Genomic DNA, 17,463 nt, shown 5'->3' on the forward strand with positions numbered 1-17,463 from the left:
TACTTTTTCAAAACAGAGAAAGATGACTGAGTGGAGGAGTAACCGTAAACATAATGCCTAAAAAAAGAGCCGCCGCCAGTCCAAACGAGGACCAAACGACGGCTCTTTTCAATCAGCTTCTAGCGCAGCTTATTGGCGCTCGATGCGTACCGATTGCACGACAGTGCTGCCGTTGTACAGCGTGGCGATGTATACGCCGGGGGCCACATCGCGGCCGGGCGTCCAAGCCAGCTCGTTGGCACCGGCACCGAAGGCTTTGTCCTTGGCAATGGTAGCCACCTTGCGGCCGGTCACGTCACTGATAACTACGCTCATCGTGCCTTTGGTGGGCAGCTCAAAGCGCAGCGTGGTGCGGTCGGCAAAGGGGTTGGGGTAAGCATTAGCCACCGTCAGGTTAGGCGACAAGCCGAGGCTGGACGAACGCTGCGCCAGGGCCACTGACTGGGCTTTAGTACCGCTCCAGGGTGTTTGCGAGTAAGGGAAAGCAGCTTTGAACGTGGTGTCGTTGGCCGTAACGCCGGCATTGAAGCCCAGCACGTTGCCCAACTGAGTGGTAACAGGGCTCGTCGAAGCCGGGGTGTAGTCGTCGTACCACAGGCCGATAGCAGCCAGCACCACGCCACCCACGGCTTGCAGCTCGATGCGGGTCACGTCATCCTCGAGGCGGCGACCGTTGGGGAAACCGTCCATGTTGGGGATGTTCTGCAGGCTAGCGTTGGCATTGTAGGTCGGGTTTGTCAGACCAGCTACAGCGGCGGCCAGCAGGCCCTCCGAACTGAAGCCAGCAGCGGCAGTACGTGGCGTAGGAGGCACAGCCATGTTCAGGCGCAGCATGTCGCCACCGGGGTTGCTGGCCGAACCACCCACCAACAGGAAGTTGTTGATGAAAGGCTTGCCGGCGGCCAGCGGGTTGCCGCCTTTGCCAGTAGCCAACTGATAAGGAGCCAGGTTTGGAACCCCCGTGTGGAAGATGGGCAGAATATCAACTGAGCGCGGCTTGCCGGCGCGCAGCAGGTAGGGGCCATAGGCATTAGCAGCCAATGCCGTACCGTTCAGGGCAGCGTTGCCAGCCAGGCCGCTCAAGCCGGCGGCTCCATTGCGGAAGTCAAAGCCAGCGAAGCTAGCTCCGCCCAGCCCACCCAGGCTCTGACCAGCCAGCGACTTGCTCTGAATACGCAATGCGTTGAGCAGCGTACCGGGGCCAGAAACAGCCTCCCCGTAGTACGTCGTGCTGGCAGTTTTGGGACCAGCTGGGGCTACCGGCGTATTGTCAGCCAGATACAGGCCCAGTTCGGGGTTCGACAGGTAGTCGTCCGTAGCAGCAACTTCGGCATAAGGAGTGCCGGAGTTCCAAGCATCTTTAGCACCAATGGGGTTGATAACTTCGTTCAGCAGCGGCATACCGATGCGCGACACCTGCACGTAGCTGCCCGACACGGTAGGCGCGGCACCCGTGGCCGACAGCACGCGGGTAGAAGGCCGGCTGGCCGAAGCCCACACGCCGATGATGTAGTTCGAATCCAGGATGTTGGTGGTGCTGGTGAGGGCCGTAGTGCCCGTCTTGGCCAGCACCGTCACCGGAATTTGCATCGCGATGGCGTGGGTGTTCTTGCGGGCGAGGCCGTCGCGGGCCGCGCCGGGAGCGCGAATACCGCCCAAGTCGAAGATGCCGCCGAGGTCAGCAAAGAACGGGTCGTCCGTCGGGCCGCAGAAGATTTTGGTGCCATCTGACAGCGTCTGAATGGCGTTGGTCATCAGCGTGGCATAAGGGGCTGTCTGGTTCAAGCCAGCAGGGCCATTAATAGAACGCGGGCCGATATTGGGGGGAGGCACAACGCCGTTGGTTACAACGGTTGTGAAGGCCCCACCACCTACGCTTTTTTCGCAGGTATAAGTGGTTTTCAGGTTCTGAAGTCCCAGCCGAATATTGAAAAAGGTGCCGGTGCCGGCTTCGTTGGTACGGGTGAACGTGAAACGGTACGTGATGTCGTCACCGGCCGTGGTCGGATTGTTCTTCACGTGGATTTCGTAGCGCACGTTTTCGCCGAACGTGTTGTAGTTCGGGCCGCCCTGGGGCAGCTCCAGCGGAATGTAGTTGGCGATGATGGTAACGCTGGCACTGCCGTCGTTGTTAGGCGAATCGGGGCTGCGGAAGGCGTACAGGTCGGTGTTATCGGCCAACGGGTCGTCGGCGATAAGTGGGGCTTCGCGGTGGCTGGAAGCTTCCAGCGTGTTGTGTTGGCTGCTCAGAGCCACCACACCTCCGGCCGCGGTTGCGAGCAGAGCAGCCTGGAAAAGAGGGCGAGTAAGTAGATTTTTCATAAAAAAGGATGTTGGGAAATGGGTTTTGGTGAAGGTGTAAGGCAACCTAAAAAACTCTCAAGCTGAACAGCATATTCCCTAATGCCCCGTGTGATGTGGCCTTTTTGAACCCGGCTGCGCAGTTGTACTTTCCTTACGTTCGTACTCACCGCCTCGGTTTGAATTTTTCTAACAATAGTTCAATAAGATTTTGGCTTGTTATAATGGCAGGGCCTGGGGGTATGTATTGCCCCGGTTATGGCGGGGTTTAGCCCGTACTTTTGCAGCGCGCTTTTCGGCGCCATTTACTTTCATTTTTCGGGCCGCCGGCAGTGGCCGCCCCTCGTTTATATGGCTACAGTAGCAATCAACCTGGCCACCGGCAGCCTTCAGCAGGAAGAAATCATCGTCGGCATCGACCTGGGCACCACCAACAGTCTCGTGGCCTACGTGCACCCCGAGAGCCACCAGCCCGCCGCCATCAACGATTTGGGCCGGGGCACCATCGTGCCCTCCGTGGTGCATTTCCCCGCCGATGGAGCCGACCCCATCGTGGGCACAGAGGCTCGTGAGTACCTCCTCACCGACCCGCAGCGCACCATTTATTCCGTGAAGCGCCTGTTGGGCAAAAGCTACCGCGACCTGGGCCAGCACGCCACCCAACTCGGCTACAAGGTCATCGACGACAACTCCGAAGGCTTGGTCAAAATCCGGGTCGATGACCGGTTCTTCTCCCCTATCGAGCTATCGGCCGATATCCTGCGGGAACTGCGGGCCCGCGCCGAGCACGCCCTCAAAACCCCGGTAAACCGCGCCGTTATCACCGTGCCGGCGTATTTCAACGACTCGCAGCGCCAGGCCACCCGCGACGCCGGCCGCCTTGCCGGCCTCGAAGTGCTGCGCATCGTGAACGAGCCCACGGCTGCGGCCTTGGCCTACGGCATCGGCCTCGACCCCGACGAAGAGAAAACCGTGGCCGTGTACGACCTTGGCGGCGGTACCTTCGACATCAGCATTCTGCGCATTCAGCAGGGCATTTTTGAAGTACTGAGCACCAACGGCGACACTTACCTCGGGGGCGACGACCTGGACCGCGCCGTGGTGGACCATTGGACGGCCACTTTCGGCCTTTCGGAGGCTTTCCACACCAACCCGCACCTCCAGCAGCAGCTGCGCTTGGCCGCCGAGATGGCCAAGAAATACCTCAGCCAGCACGATGATTTCACGACCCACCTCACCGACGAGGCCGGCCGGAATATCACCGTTACGCTCACCCGCGCGCAATTCAACGACCTCATCCGCCCGCTGGTGGACCGCACCATTGCGGCCTGCCGTCAGGCCCTGGCCGATGCCAAGCTCGAAACCAAGCTTGATGCGGTGCTGCTGGTAGGTGGCTCGACTCGCGTGCCGCTGGTGTACGATGCGGTTTCGGAGTTCTTCGGGCAGCCGGCTAACAATTCACTGAACCCGGATGAGGTGGTGGCGCTGGGCGCGGCCATTCAGGCCGATATTCTGGCCGGCAACCGGCGCGACGTGCTGCTGCTCGATGTGACGCCGCTCACGCTGGGCATCGAAACGCTGGGCGGCTTGCTGGACCCCATCATTCCGCGCAACTCGAAAATCCCGACCAAGGCCGGCCGCCAGTACACCACCAGCGTGGACGGGCAGGTGAACCTGAAAATTGCCGTGTACCAAGGCGAGCGCGACCTCGTGAGCCAGAACCGCAAGCTGGGCGAATTCACCCTGACCGGCATTCCGGCCATGCCCGCCGGCCTGCCCAAGGTCGACGTGAACTTCCTGCTGAATGCCGACGGCATCCTGAAAGTGGAAGCTATCGAGCTGCGCTCCAACACGCGCCAGCAGGTGGAAATAAAGCCCCAGTACGGCCTCACCGACGACCAAGTGGAGCAGATGCTGATGGATTCGCTGGTGAATGCCAAAGACGACGTAGCGGCGCGCCTGCTCATCGAAGCCCGCACCGCCGCTGAGCAGCTGCTGTACCAGGTGAATAATTTTACCCGCAAAAACCGCCAGCACCTCACCGAAACCGAGCTGACGGCTACCGAAGCCCAGGTTGCCACCGTGCAGGCCGCGCTGGCCGGCACCGACCGCGACCCCATTCTAAAAGCCATGGACGAGCTTGACGAGCTGACCCGTCCCTATGCCGAGCGGGTGATGAACATCTCTATCCAGCAAGCCATGGCGGGCAAGAAAATCGAGTAGCGCACTAAGAATCGGTACAACGGGGCACAAACCGCTTTTATACCTTCGCAAAAGTTTTCAAAGGCCCACCCGTGAATCCCTACCTCGCTCGCCTTTTCGCACTGGCTCAGCAGCCCAGCCGCCGCATCATTGGCCTGATGTCGGGCACTTCGCTCGATGGGCTGGATGTGGCGCTGTGCCGCTGCAAGGGCCACGGCACTCAGTTGCAGACCACGCTGGAGCACTTTGCCACGCTGCCCTACTCGGCGGAATTTCGGCAGCGGCTGCGGGCCATTTCGCAGCCCACTGTGGCGTTGCAGGATGTTACCATTCTCAACGCCGAGGTGGCCCGGCAGCACGCAGAAATGGTGCTGGTCTGCCTGCAATCCTGGCAGGTGGCGGCGGCCGAGGTCGACCTCATTGCCAGCCACGGCCAAACCATCTGGCATGCCCCGCGCCACCAGCATCAGCAGGCCGGTTTTCCGCACCACGCCACGCTGCAAATCGGCGATGGCGACCACCTGGCGGCGCTCACCGGCATCATCACCGTGGCCGATTTCCGGCAGAAACACGTAGCCCACGGCTTTGAGGGCGCCCCCCTAGCTGGCTATGCCGACGAGCTGCTGTTTTCTTCCCCCACCGAAAACCGACTGCTGCTCAATCTGGGCGGCATTGCAAACTTCACGTACCTACCGGCTCAGCCCACCCCCGGCCTGCCCCTCACCACCGATACCGGCCCCGGCAACACGCTGCTTGATGCCGTAACGCGGCAGTATTTCCCCGGCCGCGAGTACGATGAAAACGGTGCGATTGCGGCCAGTGGTACCGCTCATCCGGCTCTGCTACAGGAGCTACTGAGCCATCCATTTTTCGCCGCACCGCTGCCCAAAACAACTGGCCCGGAGCTATTCGGCCCCGACTACCTGCACGAGGCCCAGCTTAAAACCGGCACCACGTCCCTCCCACCCGCCGACGTGCTGGCCACCCTGGTTGAGCTAACGGCCACGGGCGTGGCCAGCGCCGTTCAGCAGTGTCTTCCAGAAGCCGAGCGGCCCGATGTAGCCTGCTACGTGAGCGGCGGCGGCAGCCACAACGGCGCGCTGCTACAGGCCCTGCAACGGCACCTGCCCACCGCCCGCTTTGCATCCATTGATGCGCTGGGCATTCCCGCCGATGCCAAGGAAGCCGTGCTGTTTGCCGTGCTGGCCAACGAAACCGTGGCGGGTAATCCTGACATCAGCCTGGGCAAAATCTGTTTGCCGTAGCCGTTTGCGTTATATGGCGCGGGGCAGGGCGGCAGCGCAATAGCTACCGGCTTTGTGATTTTTTCACCACCTGCTTTTTCGGCCGAGCAACCTCAGTCAGGCGCAGGCTGAAACCCAGTACTGCCCGGGAAGCCGTGTCCCGAAAAGTAACTTCCAGCAACTCTGATGGGATTCGCAGACTGGAATCAGCCGCGAAAGAAAAGCTGTAGAACAGCCGTGCGCTGCCCCTGTCGCCCAGGCGCACGCCCAGTTTGTAGAGTTCGATGGCCGTACCGCGCCCAGGCCGCTGACCACTTTTCCAGAGCGGCCGGGCCGCCGCAGTAAACCGGGCCAGGCCAATGCCCTGCCGGATTTCCGGTGCCAACCTACTATAAGCAGCCGAATAATTGGCCCGAAGTACGGCCCGCAGAAACTGGCCCGCCGCCTGCCCCTGGCTGAGCGGACGCCCCGTTTCTGCTCCCTGCCGCGCAGTCACCAGGCCACCGCCAACCGCTTCCACGGCTGCAAGAATGAGCATTAGCAGGCTTGCCCTGATGCTGATTTGCCACCGCAGTTGTTTCAGTCCTGGAAGTGCTTGCATGGCCAAAAATAAGCGGGGGCGGCTGGCCCGGACCAAGGTCCGGGCCGCCGCCCCCGCTCCGGCTCCTGGTGGGGGCCGGTTAGCTTGCGCAGGTTATTCGATTACCACGCGGCGCGTCACGTTCAGGTTCGTGCCCGTGAGGTGCAGCACATACACCCCGGTGGCCAGGCCGCGCGTCGAAATCTCGGCCTGATTGGCGCGGCCGGTGCCCAGCTGCATTTGCTGCGAGCTTACCCGCTGCCCCAAGGCATTGAATAAGTCGACCGAAGCCGTGCAGGTAGCGCCTACACCGGTCATTTGCACGCGCAGGGCGTTGCCATTGGCCACGGGGTTAGGCGCTACGGCCACGCTATAACCGGCAGTTTGCTCACGAGCAGCGAGCCCCTGAGTTACCGTCACGGCCAATGATGCGAGGTTGTTGGTTTCGTTCGCTTCCGTCACCACATTCAGCGGGTCGGCCACAAACAGCACGTAGTAAGCCCCCGGCGTGGTGTTAGCCGGCACGGCTGCCACCAACTGGCGGTTGGCACTCACGCTGGATGCCAGCGAAGTACCGGCGCTGCTGCCCAGCAGAATGTCGCTGGCATCCAGCGTCTGGTTGGTCGAGAGGTAATAGCCCACGGCCGAGCTGGCCGCCGAGCCGCCGCCCTGGTTGGCCACGGTAGCGCTCAATGACAAGTTGCCACCGGCGGGTACCGACGAAGGCGAAGCCCCAATCTGCGTCAGCAGCAGGTCGGGCAGAATCGTGGGGGCAGTTACGCAAGTCACGGTGGCATCGAAGCCCGAACCTACTACGCTGGCATCGCTCGTGAACACCAGCGTCAGAGCACCGGTCGAGTTGGTAGCCATGATGGGCAGCGAGGGCATTCCCGTCAGCGTGGCCAGCAGCGGCGACTGCGCGTCCGGTCCATCGTAAATCATCAGCCGGTCGCAGCAAGCCTCTACCGCAAACGAGTTGAACGAAAGCTGAATGCGGCTGTTAGCCGTGCCAGGGTTGATGGTCAGCGTGCCGTTGGCATTGTCCGAGTAGTTGCCAAATCCAGCGTGGTCATACACCGTCGTGCTGCAGGTGGTCACGGTATTGGTGCCCGAGAAAGGCACGACAATGCCCGTGAAGGGGCCCGTTACCGTGAAGTAGTAATAGGCCACGTTGTTGGTTTCGTTGGTTTCCGTCACCACGTTCGTGGGGTCGGCCACGGCCAGCAGGTAGTAGTTGCCAGCGGCGGTACCCGTCGGAATAGTCACGTTGCCATACGAGGTGAACCCCTGGAAGGCACCGAGTTGGCCGCCGGTGGTCGTGCTCATCAGCACATCGTTGGCATCCAGCGTCGAGTTCGTCGACAGGTAGTAGCCCACGTTGCTGCTCGGCGAGGGCGTGTTGCCCGCGTTGTAGACGTAGGAAGTAACCGCAACCGAAGTACCAGGAGCTACCGAGGTGAGCCCCATATACGTCTGCGTAATCTGCAGGTCGATGCTCGGGGCAACCACCTGAATGTTAGCAGTAGCCACGTTGTTGTTTTCGTTGGTTTCGGTCACGGCGTTGGCCGGGTCGGCCACGAACAGCACGTAGTAATAGCCCGGGGCTGTGCCCGTGGGAATAATAGCCGAAGCCGTGCGATACGAGCTGCCATTGGCCGCCAACTGGGTCCCAACCCCTGTAGTCAGCAGTACGTCGCTGGCATCCAGGGTCGAGTTCGTCGACAGGTAGTAGCCCACCGTGCTGCTTGGCGAGGTGATGGTGCCCGTGTTGTAGATATAAGAAGTGAAATTCAGCGTTGAACCCGTGCTCACCGTATAAGGCGAGGCATACACTTGGCTCATTTGCAGGTCGATGCCCGGCGCCGTCACCACCAAAGTAGTGCTGGCCACGTTGTTGTTCTCATTGGTTTCGGCCACCGCGTTGGTCGGGTCAGCCACAAACAGCACATAATACGTGCCCGAAGCAGTACCGGTCGGCACGGTAATAGTCGAGTAGATGTTCAGGTAGCCACCGCCGTTCAGCGTGCTGTTCGGCTGGCTGCCCACCAGCACGTCATTCGCGCTGAATACGTTGTCCGTCGACAAGTAGAAGTTGATGTTGGCCGGGGTGGCCGCGCTATTGCCCAGGTTGTTGAGGTAGCACGAAGCATTGGCACTGGCCCCCGCCGCCACCGTAGTGGGCGATACATACGGGTAGGTCACCGACAAATCAATCGTCGGCGCAACTACCTGAATAGTGGTGCTGGCGACGTTGTTGGTTTCGTTGGTTTCCGTCACCGCGTTGGCCGGGTCGGCCACGAACAACACGTAGTAGTAGCCCGCCGCCGTACCTACCGGCACTGTAGCCGAAGCATTACGGTACGAGCTGCCATTAGCTGCCAGTTGGGTTCCAACCCCTGTAGTCAGCAGTACGTCGTTGGCATCCAGGGTCGAGTTCGTCGACAGGTAATAGCCCACCGTGCTGCTTGGCGAGGTGATGGTGCCCGTGTTGTAGATATACGAAGTCAGGGTAAGCCCACCGCCAGCGCCTACGGTGTAAGGTGAGGCATACACCTGGCTCATTTGCAGGTCGATGCCCGGCGCCGTCACCACCAGGGTCGTGCTGGCCACGTTGTTGTTCTCATTGGTTTCCGTCACGGCATTAGCCGGGTCGGCCACGAACAGCAGGTAGTAAGTGCCCGAAGCAGTGCCGGTCGGTACCGCGATGGTCGAGTAAATGCTCAGGTAACCGCCGCCGTACAGCGAAGTATTCGTCTGGCTGCCCACCAGCACGTCATTCGCGCTGAATACGTTGTCCGTCGACAAGTAGAAACCAATATTGGCGGGACTAGCCACGGCATTGCCCAGGTTGTTGAGGTAGCAGGAAGTGCTGGCGCTTGCCCCCGCCGCCACCGTAGTCGGCGATACATACGGGTAGGTCACCGACAAGTCAATCGTCGGCGCGATTACCGTCAGGGCCAAGCTGCTCACGTTGTTGGTTTCGTTGGTTTCCGTCACCACGTTCGTGGGGTCGGCCACAAATAGCACGTAGTAGCTGCCCGCCGCCGTGCCCAGCGGCACCGTCAGGTTGGCCGAGCGGTACGAAGCCAGGTTGGCGGCCAGTGAGCCACCCGTTACGGTCGACAGCAACACGTCGCTGGCATCCAGCGTGGTGTTGGTCGACAGGTAGAAGCCCATCGTGCTGCTCGTGGCCGTCACGTTACCTTGGTTATATATCGATGCCGAAGCCTGCACTGTGCCACCCGCCACGGTAGAGTTGTAATAGAGCGACGGCTGCTGCACTATCAAATCCACGCCGGGAGGCGCTACGGTAATGGCAACCGACGCCACGTTGTTCGTCTCATTAGTTTCCGTTACCTGGCCCTGATAGTCGGCCACAAACAGGATGTAGTACGTCCCGGGCGTCAGGCCCGTCGGAATAGCCGCCGTGCCGTAGCGCGACGACGAATACGTCGTCGTGAGAGGCCCACCGTACTGCGAAGTCAACAGGATGTCATTGGCATCCAGCGTGGTATTGGTCGAAATATAAAAACCAACGCTGCTGCTGGCCGCCACGGCATTACCCGTGTTCAGGATAGAGCAGTTCATGGATATCGGGGTGCCCACGGCCGTAGTCGTCGGCGTCACCGAAGGCTGCAAAATGGTCAGGTCAATGCTGGGAGCCGTTACCGTCACGTTCACCGAGGCCACGTTGTTGTTTTCGTTGCTCTCGCTCACCTGGCTCAGATAATCGCCGGCAAACAGGATGTAGTAGCTGCCCGGAGCAGTCGTGGCCGGAATGGTAACCGTGGCATAGCGGCTGCTCGACAAACCCGGGTTCAGTGCGTAGCCCGTCGAATTACCCAGTAATACGTCGTTGGCATCCAGCGTAGCATCCGTCGAGAAATAATAGCCAACGTTGCTGCTGGTAGCCACCCCGGCCCCAATGTTATAGATAGAGCAGCTCAGCGACACCGAATTGCCGGCCACCGTGCTCAGCGGGCTCACCGAAGCTCCCTGCACGGCCAAATCGGCCAGCGGCACCGTCGTCACGCACGAAATGGCCGCCTCAAAGCCGCTAAAACTGTAGTAGTAGTCGCTCTGGAGCACCACCGTCAGGCTACCCGTCGCGTTGGTGGCATATATCGAAGCCGGGGGCAGATTGTAGTTGGTGTACTCGCCAATCAACGGGGCCGAGGTCGAACTGCCGTCATAAACCCGTACTACATCGTAGTAAGGGTCGATATTGAACGGACTGAATTGCAACCGGATTTTATTGCCGGCCGTGGCGGGCACCAGCGTAGTGCCCCCCAGCGCGTTGGTCGAATAGGCTCCCGACGGCCCGCCATCGTCATAGAGCGTGCCCGCGCAGGTAGTTACAGTAGTCATGCCCGAGGCGGGCAGCAGGTAGGTCTGCGCAGTCGCCAGTTGGCTCCAGAGCAGCACGGCCACCAATACGCACCAGCGCAAAGGTTTCCGGAAAATCGCATTGTAGGATTGTTTCATGTGAAAAGGTTTAGGAATGAAAAGGGAATTAGTAGTAATGTCAGAAGTGGGAAGACAACAGATTCCACCCAACGATATTGTTATACCGTTGCGCTACCGCAGTTTTCCGCTATTGATTTTCGCTTTGGGGCACCAGCACGAATACGTCCTCACCGGGGCGTTTCATCAGATATTTTTCCCGCGCAAATTTTTCCAGCAATGCTGGCGAGCTCATTAGTTCGGCCCGGTCTTTTTTTACCACCTCAATATTGTCGAGGTAATATTGCTTCTCATTGCGCAGTTCTTTCCACTTCTGGTAGATATCGAACTGTTTGCCCACATCGTTGGCATCGAACACCAGCATCCAGACTAAAAAGCCCACGCCGGTCAAAAAATAGAAGCTGCGCACCACCCGAAGTATCGGGCTAATGAAGAAAGGTAGATTCATCGATATAAAGGTAATACAAACGGCCAATTCCGCGAATGCGAAATTGGCCGTTTGTGCTCTTAATCACTGAAATAATTACATCTTCTTACCGGGGAAGTACGCCACCTCGCCTAACTCCTCCTCAATGCGGAGCAACTGGTTGTACTTAGCCATCCGGTCTGAGCGCGAAGCCGAGCCCGTCTTAATCTGGCCGGTATTCAGCGCCACGGCCAAATCAGCAATCGTGCTGTCCTCCGTCTCACCCGAGCGGTGGCTCATGATGGACTTGTAGCCATTACGACGGCCCAGGTTCACAGCCGCAATCGTCTCGGTCAAAGTGCCAATCTGGTTCACTTTGATGAGGATGGCGTTGGCGATGTTCTCGTCAATGCCACGCTGCAAACGGTCCACGTTGGTCACGAACAAATCGTCGCCCACCAGCTGGGTCTGCTTGCCCACGCGCTCCGTCAGCGACTTCCAGCCGCTCCAGTCATCCTCGTCCATGCCATCCTCCAGGCTGATGATGGGGTATTTCTTCACCCAATCAGCCCAGTAGTCCACCATCTGGCTCGAAGTCAGCTTGTCACCGGTGCTCTTCTTGAAGTGGTACACGCCATCCTCGTAGAACTCCGACACGGCCGCATCCATCGCAATGAACACGTCCTCGCCGGGGCGGTAGCCAGCCGTTTCAATGGCCTGCAACACGATTTTGATAGCGTCCTCGTTCGACTTAATGTTCGGCGCAAAGCCGCCTTCATCGCCCACGTTGGTGCTAAAGCCCTGCTTTTTCAGCACCGCCTTCAGGTTGTGAAAAATCTCCGTACCCCAACGCAACGCTTCCGAAAAAGACGAAGCGCCGGTCGGCATAATCATGAATTCCTGGAAGTCAATCGAGTTGTCGGCGTGCGAGCCACCGTTCAGGATGTTCATCATCGGCACCGGCAAGGTCGAAGCCCCTACCCCACCAATGTAGCGGTAAAGCGGCATGCCCGCATCCTGCGCCGCAGCGCGGGCAGCCGCCAAGCTCACGCCCAGAATCGCGTTAGCACCCAGATTGGCTTTGTTCGGAGTGCCGTCCAGCTCAATCATGATTTTGTCGAGCAGCGCCTGCTCGTACACCGAGAAGCCAACCAATTCCTCCGCAATGCGCGAATTGACGTTCTCCACCGCCTTCAGCACACCCTTACCCATAAACTGACTGGCGTCGTCGTCGCGAAGCTCAACAGCCTCGTGTTTGCCTGTGCTGGCACCCGAAGGAACGGCCGCCCGGCCCACTACACCGGAGTCAAGCGTAACGTCTACTTCTACCGTCGGATTACCGCGGGAATCAAAAATCTGGCGAGCGTGAATTTGCGAGATGAAGCTCATAGCAAGTCGTTTTGTAAACAGTTAAATACGCTGCAAACGTACGCGAATCAGCCGGCATAAGCACGATTCGTACATTAAAAGAACGTTTTGGAGCGGCTTCAATGGCAGTATGCATAGCCTGCGCTAACGATTGAATCTGCCCTAGCAAGGAGTATGGTTTGCTGTTGCCGCCCAGAAATTTTCGCACAAAAAAGAGGGACACACCTCACGGCATGTCCCTCTTCAGGTCTTAGTAACTTGCGTTACTTAAGCAGCAGTTTCGTCAGCTTTGGTTTCAGCAGCCGGAGCAGCTTCTTCCGTGGCAGCAGGAGCAGCAGCTTCAGCTTTCACTTCGGTAGCCGAAGTGGTAGCGTCATCGCCAGCAGCCTTCTTACCACCACGACGCGAACGACGGGTAGTAGCAGCAGCCTTCTCGGTAGCAGCCTGCTTCGACTCAATCAGGGTCTCGTTGAAGTCAACCAGCTCGATGATGCACATCTCAGCGTTGTCACCCAGACGGGTATCGCTCAGCTTCAGGATGCGAGTGTAGCCACCGGGACGGGTTGCAATTTTGCTCGAAATGTTCCCGAACAATTCTTTAATCGACTCCTTGTCCTGCAAAGCAGCGAAAACCATACGACGCGAGTGCGTGGTATCGTCTTTCGACTTAGTCAGCAGGGGCTCGATGTACTTACGCAGGGCCTTAGCCTTAGCCACCGTGGTGGTGATGCGCTTGTAGAGGATGAGCGAAGACGACATGTTCGACAACATGGCGTGGCGGTGGGCGGTAGTCCGGCCCAGGTGGTTGATTTTTCTTCCGTGACGCATCGGTCGTTTGAAAAAGTGTGTGCTTGCGGGCGGCGACCACGGCGGGCCTCTAAGGCCTCATTAGAACCGCTGCCCCTGGGGCACACTGGTGAAATAGTAAATGGATAAAAAAGAAGATGTGCTAACCCGCCGGACAAGTCCAGCCAATCAGCACATCGTTAATATGTATTCTAGTCTTCGTCCAGGCGATACTTGCCCAGGTCCATCCCAAACTCCAAACCACGCTCTTCAACGAGGTTTTCCAGCTCGGTCAGGCTCTTCTTGCCGAAGTTGCGGAACTTCATCATGTCGGCAATTTCGAGCTGCACCAATTCGCCCATCGTCTTGATGTCGGCAGCCTTGAGGCAGTTCTTAGCGCGTACGCTGAGCTCCATGTCCTCCAAGGGAGTCTTGAGCATCTTGCGCATTTGCATGGTTTCCTCATCAATCGGCTCATCTTCGGTCACGCGCGGACCTTCGAGGGTCATCGTGTTGTCCGAGAACAGCATGAAGTGCTGAATGAGGATGTTAGCCGCACCTTTCAGTGCTTCCTCCGGGTGAATCGAACCGTCGGTCTGAATCTCGATAACGAGCTTCTCATAGTCCGTCTTCTGCTCCACGCGGGTGTTCTCGATGCTGTACTTCACGTTCTTGATGGGCGTGTAGATAGCGTCGATGGCAATCTGACCGAAAACCTGGTCAGCCGGCTTGTTCTCGTCGGCGGGCACATAGCCACGGCCACGGGCAATCGTCAACTCAAACTCCAACTCGGTGCTGGGGTCCAAATGAGCGATAACGTGGTCGGGGTTCAGCACTTCGAAGCCGCTGGCGAACTTGGCAATATCAGCGCCCGAGAAGGTATCCTGGCCTTTCACGCGCACCGTAATTTTATCCGAGATGGCGTCGCTCACCTTCTTGAAGCGAACCATTTTCAGGTTCAGGATGATTTCGGACATGTCCTCAATCACCCCTTCGATGGTCGAAAACTCGTGCAATACGCTGCTAGTGCGTACCGACGTGATGGCGAAACCCTCCAGCGACGACAACAGAATGCGACGCAGCGCATTGCCGATGGTGACGCCGTAGCCCTTCTCGAGCGGCTTAAATTCAAACGTCCCGGTGAAGTCGTCGGATTTCTCCATCACCACTTTCTCCGGCATCTGAAAAGCTAAGATTGACATATGTGGGGCGTAAAAAATGTAAAAAATGGGGGTGAAGTATACGCACAAGAGCGGCCCGACAAATTGCCGGGCCGCTACCAGTAGCGCTATTTACTTCGAATACAGTTCGACGATGAGCTGCTCGGTGATTTTCTCCGGAATCAGCTCACGGGCGGGGGCGTTGATGAACTTGCCAGCCAACTCCTTGCCGTCCCACTCCAGCCACGAGAACTGGCGCGAGTTGCGAACCGACAGGCTCGTGGTGATGGCTTCCAGTGACTTCGACTTCTCACGCACGGCCACAATGTCGCCGGGACGGAGGTGGTACGAAGGGATGTTCACCACTTCACCGTTCACGGTGATGTGCTTGTGACCAACGAGCTGGCGGGCAGCGCGACGCGTCGAGGCAATGCCCAAACGGTACACGGCGTTGTCCAGACGGGCTTCCAGCAGGGCGAGCAGGTTGTCGCCGGTGATGCCGGGGAGGGCTGCTGCTTTGTGGAACAGGTTTTCGAATTGCTTCTCCAACATGCCGTACATGTACTTCACCTTCTGCTTCTCCATCAGCTGGACAGCGTACTCCGACTGCTTCTTGCGACGGCCACGGCCGTGCTGGCCCGGAGGATAGGCTTTCTTGTTGAGCGCTTTGCTCGGGCCGAAAATCGGCTCGTTGAAGCGACGGGCAATTTTTGAGGTAGGGCCGGTATAACGTGCCATTGTAATCTAATTTCTGAAGTGGAAAACTAAACGCGACGACGCTTGGGGGGGCGGCAGCCGTTGTGCGGCAGCGGCGTTACGTCGCGGATGGTGGTCACCTCAATGCCCACGTTGCCGAGGGCGCGGATGGCCGACTCACGGCCCGAGCCTGGACCTTTTACGAACACTTCGGCTTTGCGCATGCCCAGGTCGTGGGCCACTTTGCCGCAGTCGCTCATCGCCATTTGAGCGGCGTAGGGCGTGTTTTTCTTCGAACCGCGGAAGCCCATTTTGCCGGCCGAAGCCCACGAAATAACTTGACCGTTGTTGTTGGTGATGGAGATGATGATGTTGTTGAACGAGGCACGGATGTGTACCTGGCCCACCTGCTCCACCACGACAACGCGCTTCTTGGCTTTGTCTTTTCTTTTTTGTGCCATTTGGTTATCGCAAAAAATGCGGGAGGTGTTAGGGTCAGTAGTAAGTAGCTAGTAGTAAGTAGTAAGATTGGTTTGGAACGCATTCGCGCAGCCATCTTCGTCTTACTACTTGCTACTTGATACTTACTACTAATTCCTGATTCCCGGTTATGAATTATTTGGTTGCCTTCTTCTTGCCGGCCACCGTTTTGCGCTTGCCCTTGCGGGTACGCGAGTTGTTCTTGGTGCGCTGACCACGAACCGGCAGACCTTTGCGGTGACGCAGACCACGGTAGCAGCCGATGTCCATCAAACGCTTGATGTTCGTCGTTACTTCCGAGCGCAGCACGCCCTCAGTCTTGTGCTCGGCGGCAATGATGGCGCGGACGGCACCCGACTCCTCGTCGGTCCAGTCCTTCACCTTCTTGTTGACGTCGACGCCAGCTTTTACCAGAATCTTGCTGGCGTTGCTCCGGCCAATGCCGAAAATATAAGTCAGCGAAATTTCGCCGCGCTTGTTGTCCGGGATATCAACCCCTGCGATACGAGCCATTGTGTGTGGTTATGTGTTTGCGGACAGAAACCCGGCAACTACTTGGAAGGCGGGCCGAAGGCTAACAACCAACGACCCAGTACCCAAGGTTCCGGGGTTCTAAAAATTGAATTAACCCTGACGCTGCTTGAAGCGTGGGTTTTTCTTGTTGATGACGTAGAGCTTGCCATTACGGCGGACCAGTTTGCAGTCCACGCTACGCTTTTTCACCGAGGTTTTTACTTTCATGACCTGTGAAGGGAAACGGGTTTATTTATAACGATACTTAATCCGGCCCTTCGACAAGTCGTAGGGCGACATTTCCAGTTTCACCTTGTCGCCGGGCAGAATCTTGATGTAGTGCATCCGCATCTTGCCCGAAATGTGGGCAATCAGCTGGTGACCGTTCTCCAATTCCACGCGGAACATGGCGTTAGAAAGGGCTTCCAGGATGGTTCCGTCCTGCTCAATCGAGGCTTGTTTTGCCATAAGGGCTACTGCTGCAATGCTTTTTCGATGTATTCAAAGGAGGTGAGAATCTCCGCCTTTTCTTTTCTAACTACTACGGTGTGCTCGAAGTGCGCCGAGGGCTTGCGGTCTCGGGTGCGGATAGTCCAGCCATCCGCCTCCTGCACCACGTCCTTCTTACCCAGGTTCACCATCGGCTCAATGGCGATGACCAAACCCGTTTGCAAGAGCGGCCCGGAACCCCGTTTGCCGTAGTTCGGCACATCGGGACTCTCGTGCAGCTTCGCGCCAACTCCGTGACCGACCAACTCGCGCACCACCCCATAGCCCAAGGGACTTACATGGTTCTGGATAGCGTAGCTGATATCACCCACGCGGTTGCCGCTCACGGCTTGTTCGATGCCTTTGTACAGCGATGCTTTCGTTTCCTTGAGCAGCGTGAGTACTTCCGGCGCCACCTCCCCGATTGGGTAAGTGTAAGCACTATCTGAATGAAAGCCATTCAGGAAAACCCCGCAGTCCACCGATAGCACGTCGCCACTTTTCAGCGGCTCGTCGGTGGCAAACCCGTGCACCACCACCGAGTTCGGCGAGAGGCACAGGCTGTAGGGAAACTTATTGTAGCCTTTGAAGGACGGTACCCCACCGTTGTCCCGGATGAATTCTTCTGCGCGCTTATCAAGCTGCCGCGTCGTCACTCCTTCCTTAATCATGCTCGCGACTTCGCCGTGAGCCTTAGCCAGCACTAGCGCACTGGCCCGGATGAGGTCAATCTCTTCTTCGGTCTTGTATTGAATCGGACCTTTTGCCATTGCT

15 protein-coding genes are annotated in these 17,463 nt (G+C 58.3%); 2 read left to right on the plus strand and 13 right to left on the minus strand.

All coding sequences use genetic code 11. The annotated features are described in order from the left end of the window. Window positions 1-129: 129 nt before the first annotated feature. Window positions 130-2,322: a DUF4331 family protein gene (locus ACYU70_RS13970; RefSeq protein ID WP_342297478.1), complete on the minus strand. Its 2,193-nt coding sequence runs from the start codon at window positions 2,320-2,322 to the stop codon at window positions 130-132. A gap of 330 nt (window positions 2,323-2,652) precedes the next feature. On the opposite strand from ACYU70_RS13970, the gene hscA reads away from it, so the two are divergent. Continuing rightward, window positions 2,653-4,524 carry a Fe-S protein assembly chaperone HscA gene (gene hscA, locus ACYU70_RS13975; protein ID WP_342297479.1) on the plus strand — a complete coding sequence of 624 codons (1,872 nt, stop codon included), beginning with the start codon at window positions 2,653-2,655 and terminating at the stop codon, window positions 4,522-4,524. A 71-nt stretch (window positions 4,525-4,595) separates the two neighbouring features. Next, window positions 4,596-5,768 carry an anhydro-N-acetylmuramic acid kinase gene (locus ACYU70_RS13980; RefSeq protein ID WP_342297480.1) on the plus strand — a complete coding sequence of 391 codons (1,173 nt, stop codon included), beginning with the start codon at window positions 4,596-4,598 and terminating at the stop codon, window positions 5,766-5,768. A gap of 43 nt (window positions 5,769-5,811) precedes the next feature. Here the strand turns inward: ACYU70_RS13980 and ACYU70_RS13985 are convergent, their stop codons facing one another. The 12 genes from ACYU70_RS13985 to map all read right to left on the minus strand — a co-directional run bounded on the left by ACYU70_RS13985 (window position 5,812) and on the right by map (window position 17,459). Then, window positions 5,812-6,348, minus strand: a complete 537-nt coding sequence (locus tag ACYU70_RS13985) for a hypothetical protein (protein ID WP_342297481.1) — start codon at window positions 6,346-6,348, stop codon at window positions 5,812-5,814. A 93-nt stretch (window positions 6,349-6,441) separates the two neighbouring features. Next, a complete protein-coding gene (locus ACYU70_RS13990; protein WP_342297483.1) occupies window positions 6,442-10,812 on the minus strand; it encodes a CARDB domain-containing protein in 4,371 nt (1,456 codons plus the stop codon). Between the two features lie 109 nt (window positions 10,813-10,921). Continuing rightward, window positions 10,922-11,239, minus strand: a complete 318-nt coding sequence (locus tag ACYU70_RS13995) for an FtsB family cell division protein (RefSeq protein ID WP_342297484.1) — start codon at window positions 11,237-11,239, stop codon at window positions 10,922-10,924. Between the two features lie 75 nt (window positions 11,240-11,314). Then, window positions 11,315-12,586 (minus strand): phosphopyruvate hydratase, encoded by a 1,272-nt coding sequence (gene eno / locus ACYU70_RS14000; RefSeq protein ID WP_342297487.1) that lies wholly within the window; start codon window positions 12,584-12,586, stop codon window positions 11,315-11,317. Window positions 12,587-12,832: 246 nt separating this feature from the next. Next, window positions 12,833-13,393: a 50S ribosomal protein L17 gene (gene rplQ / locus ACYU70_RS14005; RefSeq protein WP_342297489.1), complete on the minus strand. Its 561-nt coding sequence runs from the start codon at window positions 13,391-13,393 to the stop codon at window positions 12,833-12,835. Window positions 13,394-13,563: 170 nt separating this feature from the next. Continuing rightward, window positions 13,564-14,553 carry a DNA-directed RNA polymerase subunit alpha gene (locus ACYU70_RS14010; RefSeq protein ID WP_342297490.1) on the minus strand — a complete coding sequence of 330 codons (990 nt, stop codon included), beginning with the start codon at window positions 14,551-14,553 and terminating at the stop codon, window positions 13,564-13,566. Between the two features lie 90 nt (window positions 14,554-14,643). Then, entirely contained in the window at window positions 14,644-15,249 is a 606-nt protein-coding gene (gene rpsD / locus ACYU70_RS14015; RefSeq protein WP_210521201.1) for a 30S ribosomal protein S4, read from the minus strand. A 26-nt stretch (window positions 15,250-15,275) separates the two neighbouring features. Beyond that, complete coding sequence (rpsK, locus tag ACYU70_RS14020) at window positions 15,276-15,668, minus strand: 30S ribosomal protein S11 (RefSeq protein WP_035567868.1); 393 nt, start codon at window positions 15,666-15,668, stop codon at window positions 15,276-15,278. A gap of 154 nt (window positions 15,669-15,822) precedes the next feature. Next, window positions 15,823-16,200, minus strand: coding sequence for a 30S ribosomal protein S13 (rpsM, locus tag ACYU70_RS14025; RefSeq protein ID WP_196291020.1), 378 nt, complete (start codon window positions 16,198-16,200; stop codon window positions 15,823-15,825). 111 nt (window positions 16,201-16,311) lie between these two features. After that, window positions 16,312-16,428, minus strand: a complete 117-nt coding sequence (gene rpmJ / locus ACYU70_RS14030; RefSeq protein ID WP_046246595.1) for a 50S ribosomal protein L36 — start codon at window positions 16,426-16,428, stop codon at window positions 16,312-16,314. Window positions 16,429-16,449: 21 nt separating this feature from the next. Continuing rightward, window positions 16,450-16,668 (minus strand): translation initiation factor IF-1, encoded by a 219-nt coding sequence (gene infA, locus ACYU70_RS14035; protein ID WP_035567874.1) that lies wholly within the window; start codon window positions 16,666-16,668, stop codon window positions 16,450-16,452. A 5-nt stretch (window positions 16,669-16,673) separates the two neighbouring features. After that, window positions 16,674-17,459, minus strand: coding sequence for a type I methionyl aminopeptidase (gene map / locus ACYU70_RS14040; RefSeq protein WP_342297504.1), 786 nt, complete (start codon window positions 17,457-17,459; stop codon window positions 16,674-16,676). Window positions 17,460-17,463: the final 4 nt, after the last annotated feature.

This window comes from Hymenobacter segetis (genome assembly GCF_054776495.1).

What these genes read in the sequence shown, in the direction of transcription:
- ACYU70_RS13970 (WP_342297478.1), bottom strand. Translation starts at nt 2,322, where the DNA reads ATGAAAAATCTACTTACTCGCCCTCTTTTCCAGGCTGCTCTGCTCGCA.
- hscA (WP_342297479.1), top strand. Translation starts at nt 2,653, where the DNA reads ATGGCTACAGTAGCAATCAACCTGGCCACCGGCAGCCTTCAGCAGGAA.
- ACYU70_RS13985 (WP_342297481.1), bottom strand. Translation starts at nt 6,348, where the DNA reads ATGCAAGCACTTCCAGGACTGAAACAACTGCGGTGGCAAATCAGCATC.
- ACYU70_RS13990 (WP_342297483.1), bottom strand. Translation starts at nt 10,812, where the DNA reads ATGAAACAATCCTACAATGCGATTTTCCGGAAACCTTTGCGCTGGTGC.
- ACYU70_RS13995 (WP_342297484.1), bottom strand. Translation starts at nt 11,239, where the DNA reads ATGAATCTACCTTTCTTCATTAGCCCGATACTTCGGGTGGTGCGCAGC.
- eno (WP_342297487.1), bottom strand. Translation starts at nt 12,586, where the DNA reads ATGAGCTTCATCTCGCAAATTCACGCTCGCCAGATTTTTGATTCCCGC.
- rplQ (WP_342297489.1), bottom strand. Translation starts at nt 13,393, where the DNA reads ATGCGTCACGGAAGAAAAATCAACCACCTGGGCCGGACTACCGCCCAC.
- ACYU70_RS14010 (WP_342297490.1), bottom strand. Translation starts at nt 14,553, where the DNA reads ATGTCAATCTTAGCTTTTCAGATGCCGGAGAAAGTGGTGATGGAGAAA.
- rpsD (WP_210521201.1), bottom strand. Translation starts at nt 15,249, where the DNA reads ATGGCACGTTATACCGGCCCTACCTCAAAAATTGCCCGTCGCTTCAAC.
- rpsK (WP_035567868.1), bottom strand. Translation starts at nt 15,668, where the DNA reads ATGGCACAAAAAAGAAAAGACAAAGCCAAGAAGCGCGTTGTCGTGGTG.
- rpsM (WP_196291020.1), bottom strand. Translation starts at nt 16,200, where the DNA reads ATGGCTCGTATCGCAGGGGTTGATATCCCGGACAACAAGCGCGGCGAA.
- rpmJ (WP_046246595.1), bottom strand. Translation starts at nt 16,428, where the DNA reads ATGAAAGTAAAAACCTCGGTGAAAAAGCGTAGCGTGGACTGCAAACTG.
- infA (WP_035567874.1), bottom strand. Translation starts at nt 16,668, where the DNA reads ATGGCAAAACAAGCCTCGATTGAGCAGGACGGAACCATCCTGGAAGCC.
- map (WP_342297504.1), bottom strand. Translation starts at nt 17,459, where the DNA reads ATGGCAAAAGGTCCGATTCAATACAAGACCGAAGAAGAGATTGACCTC.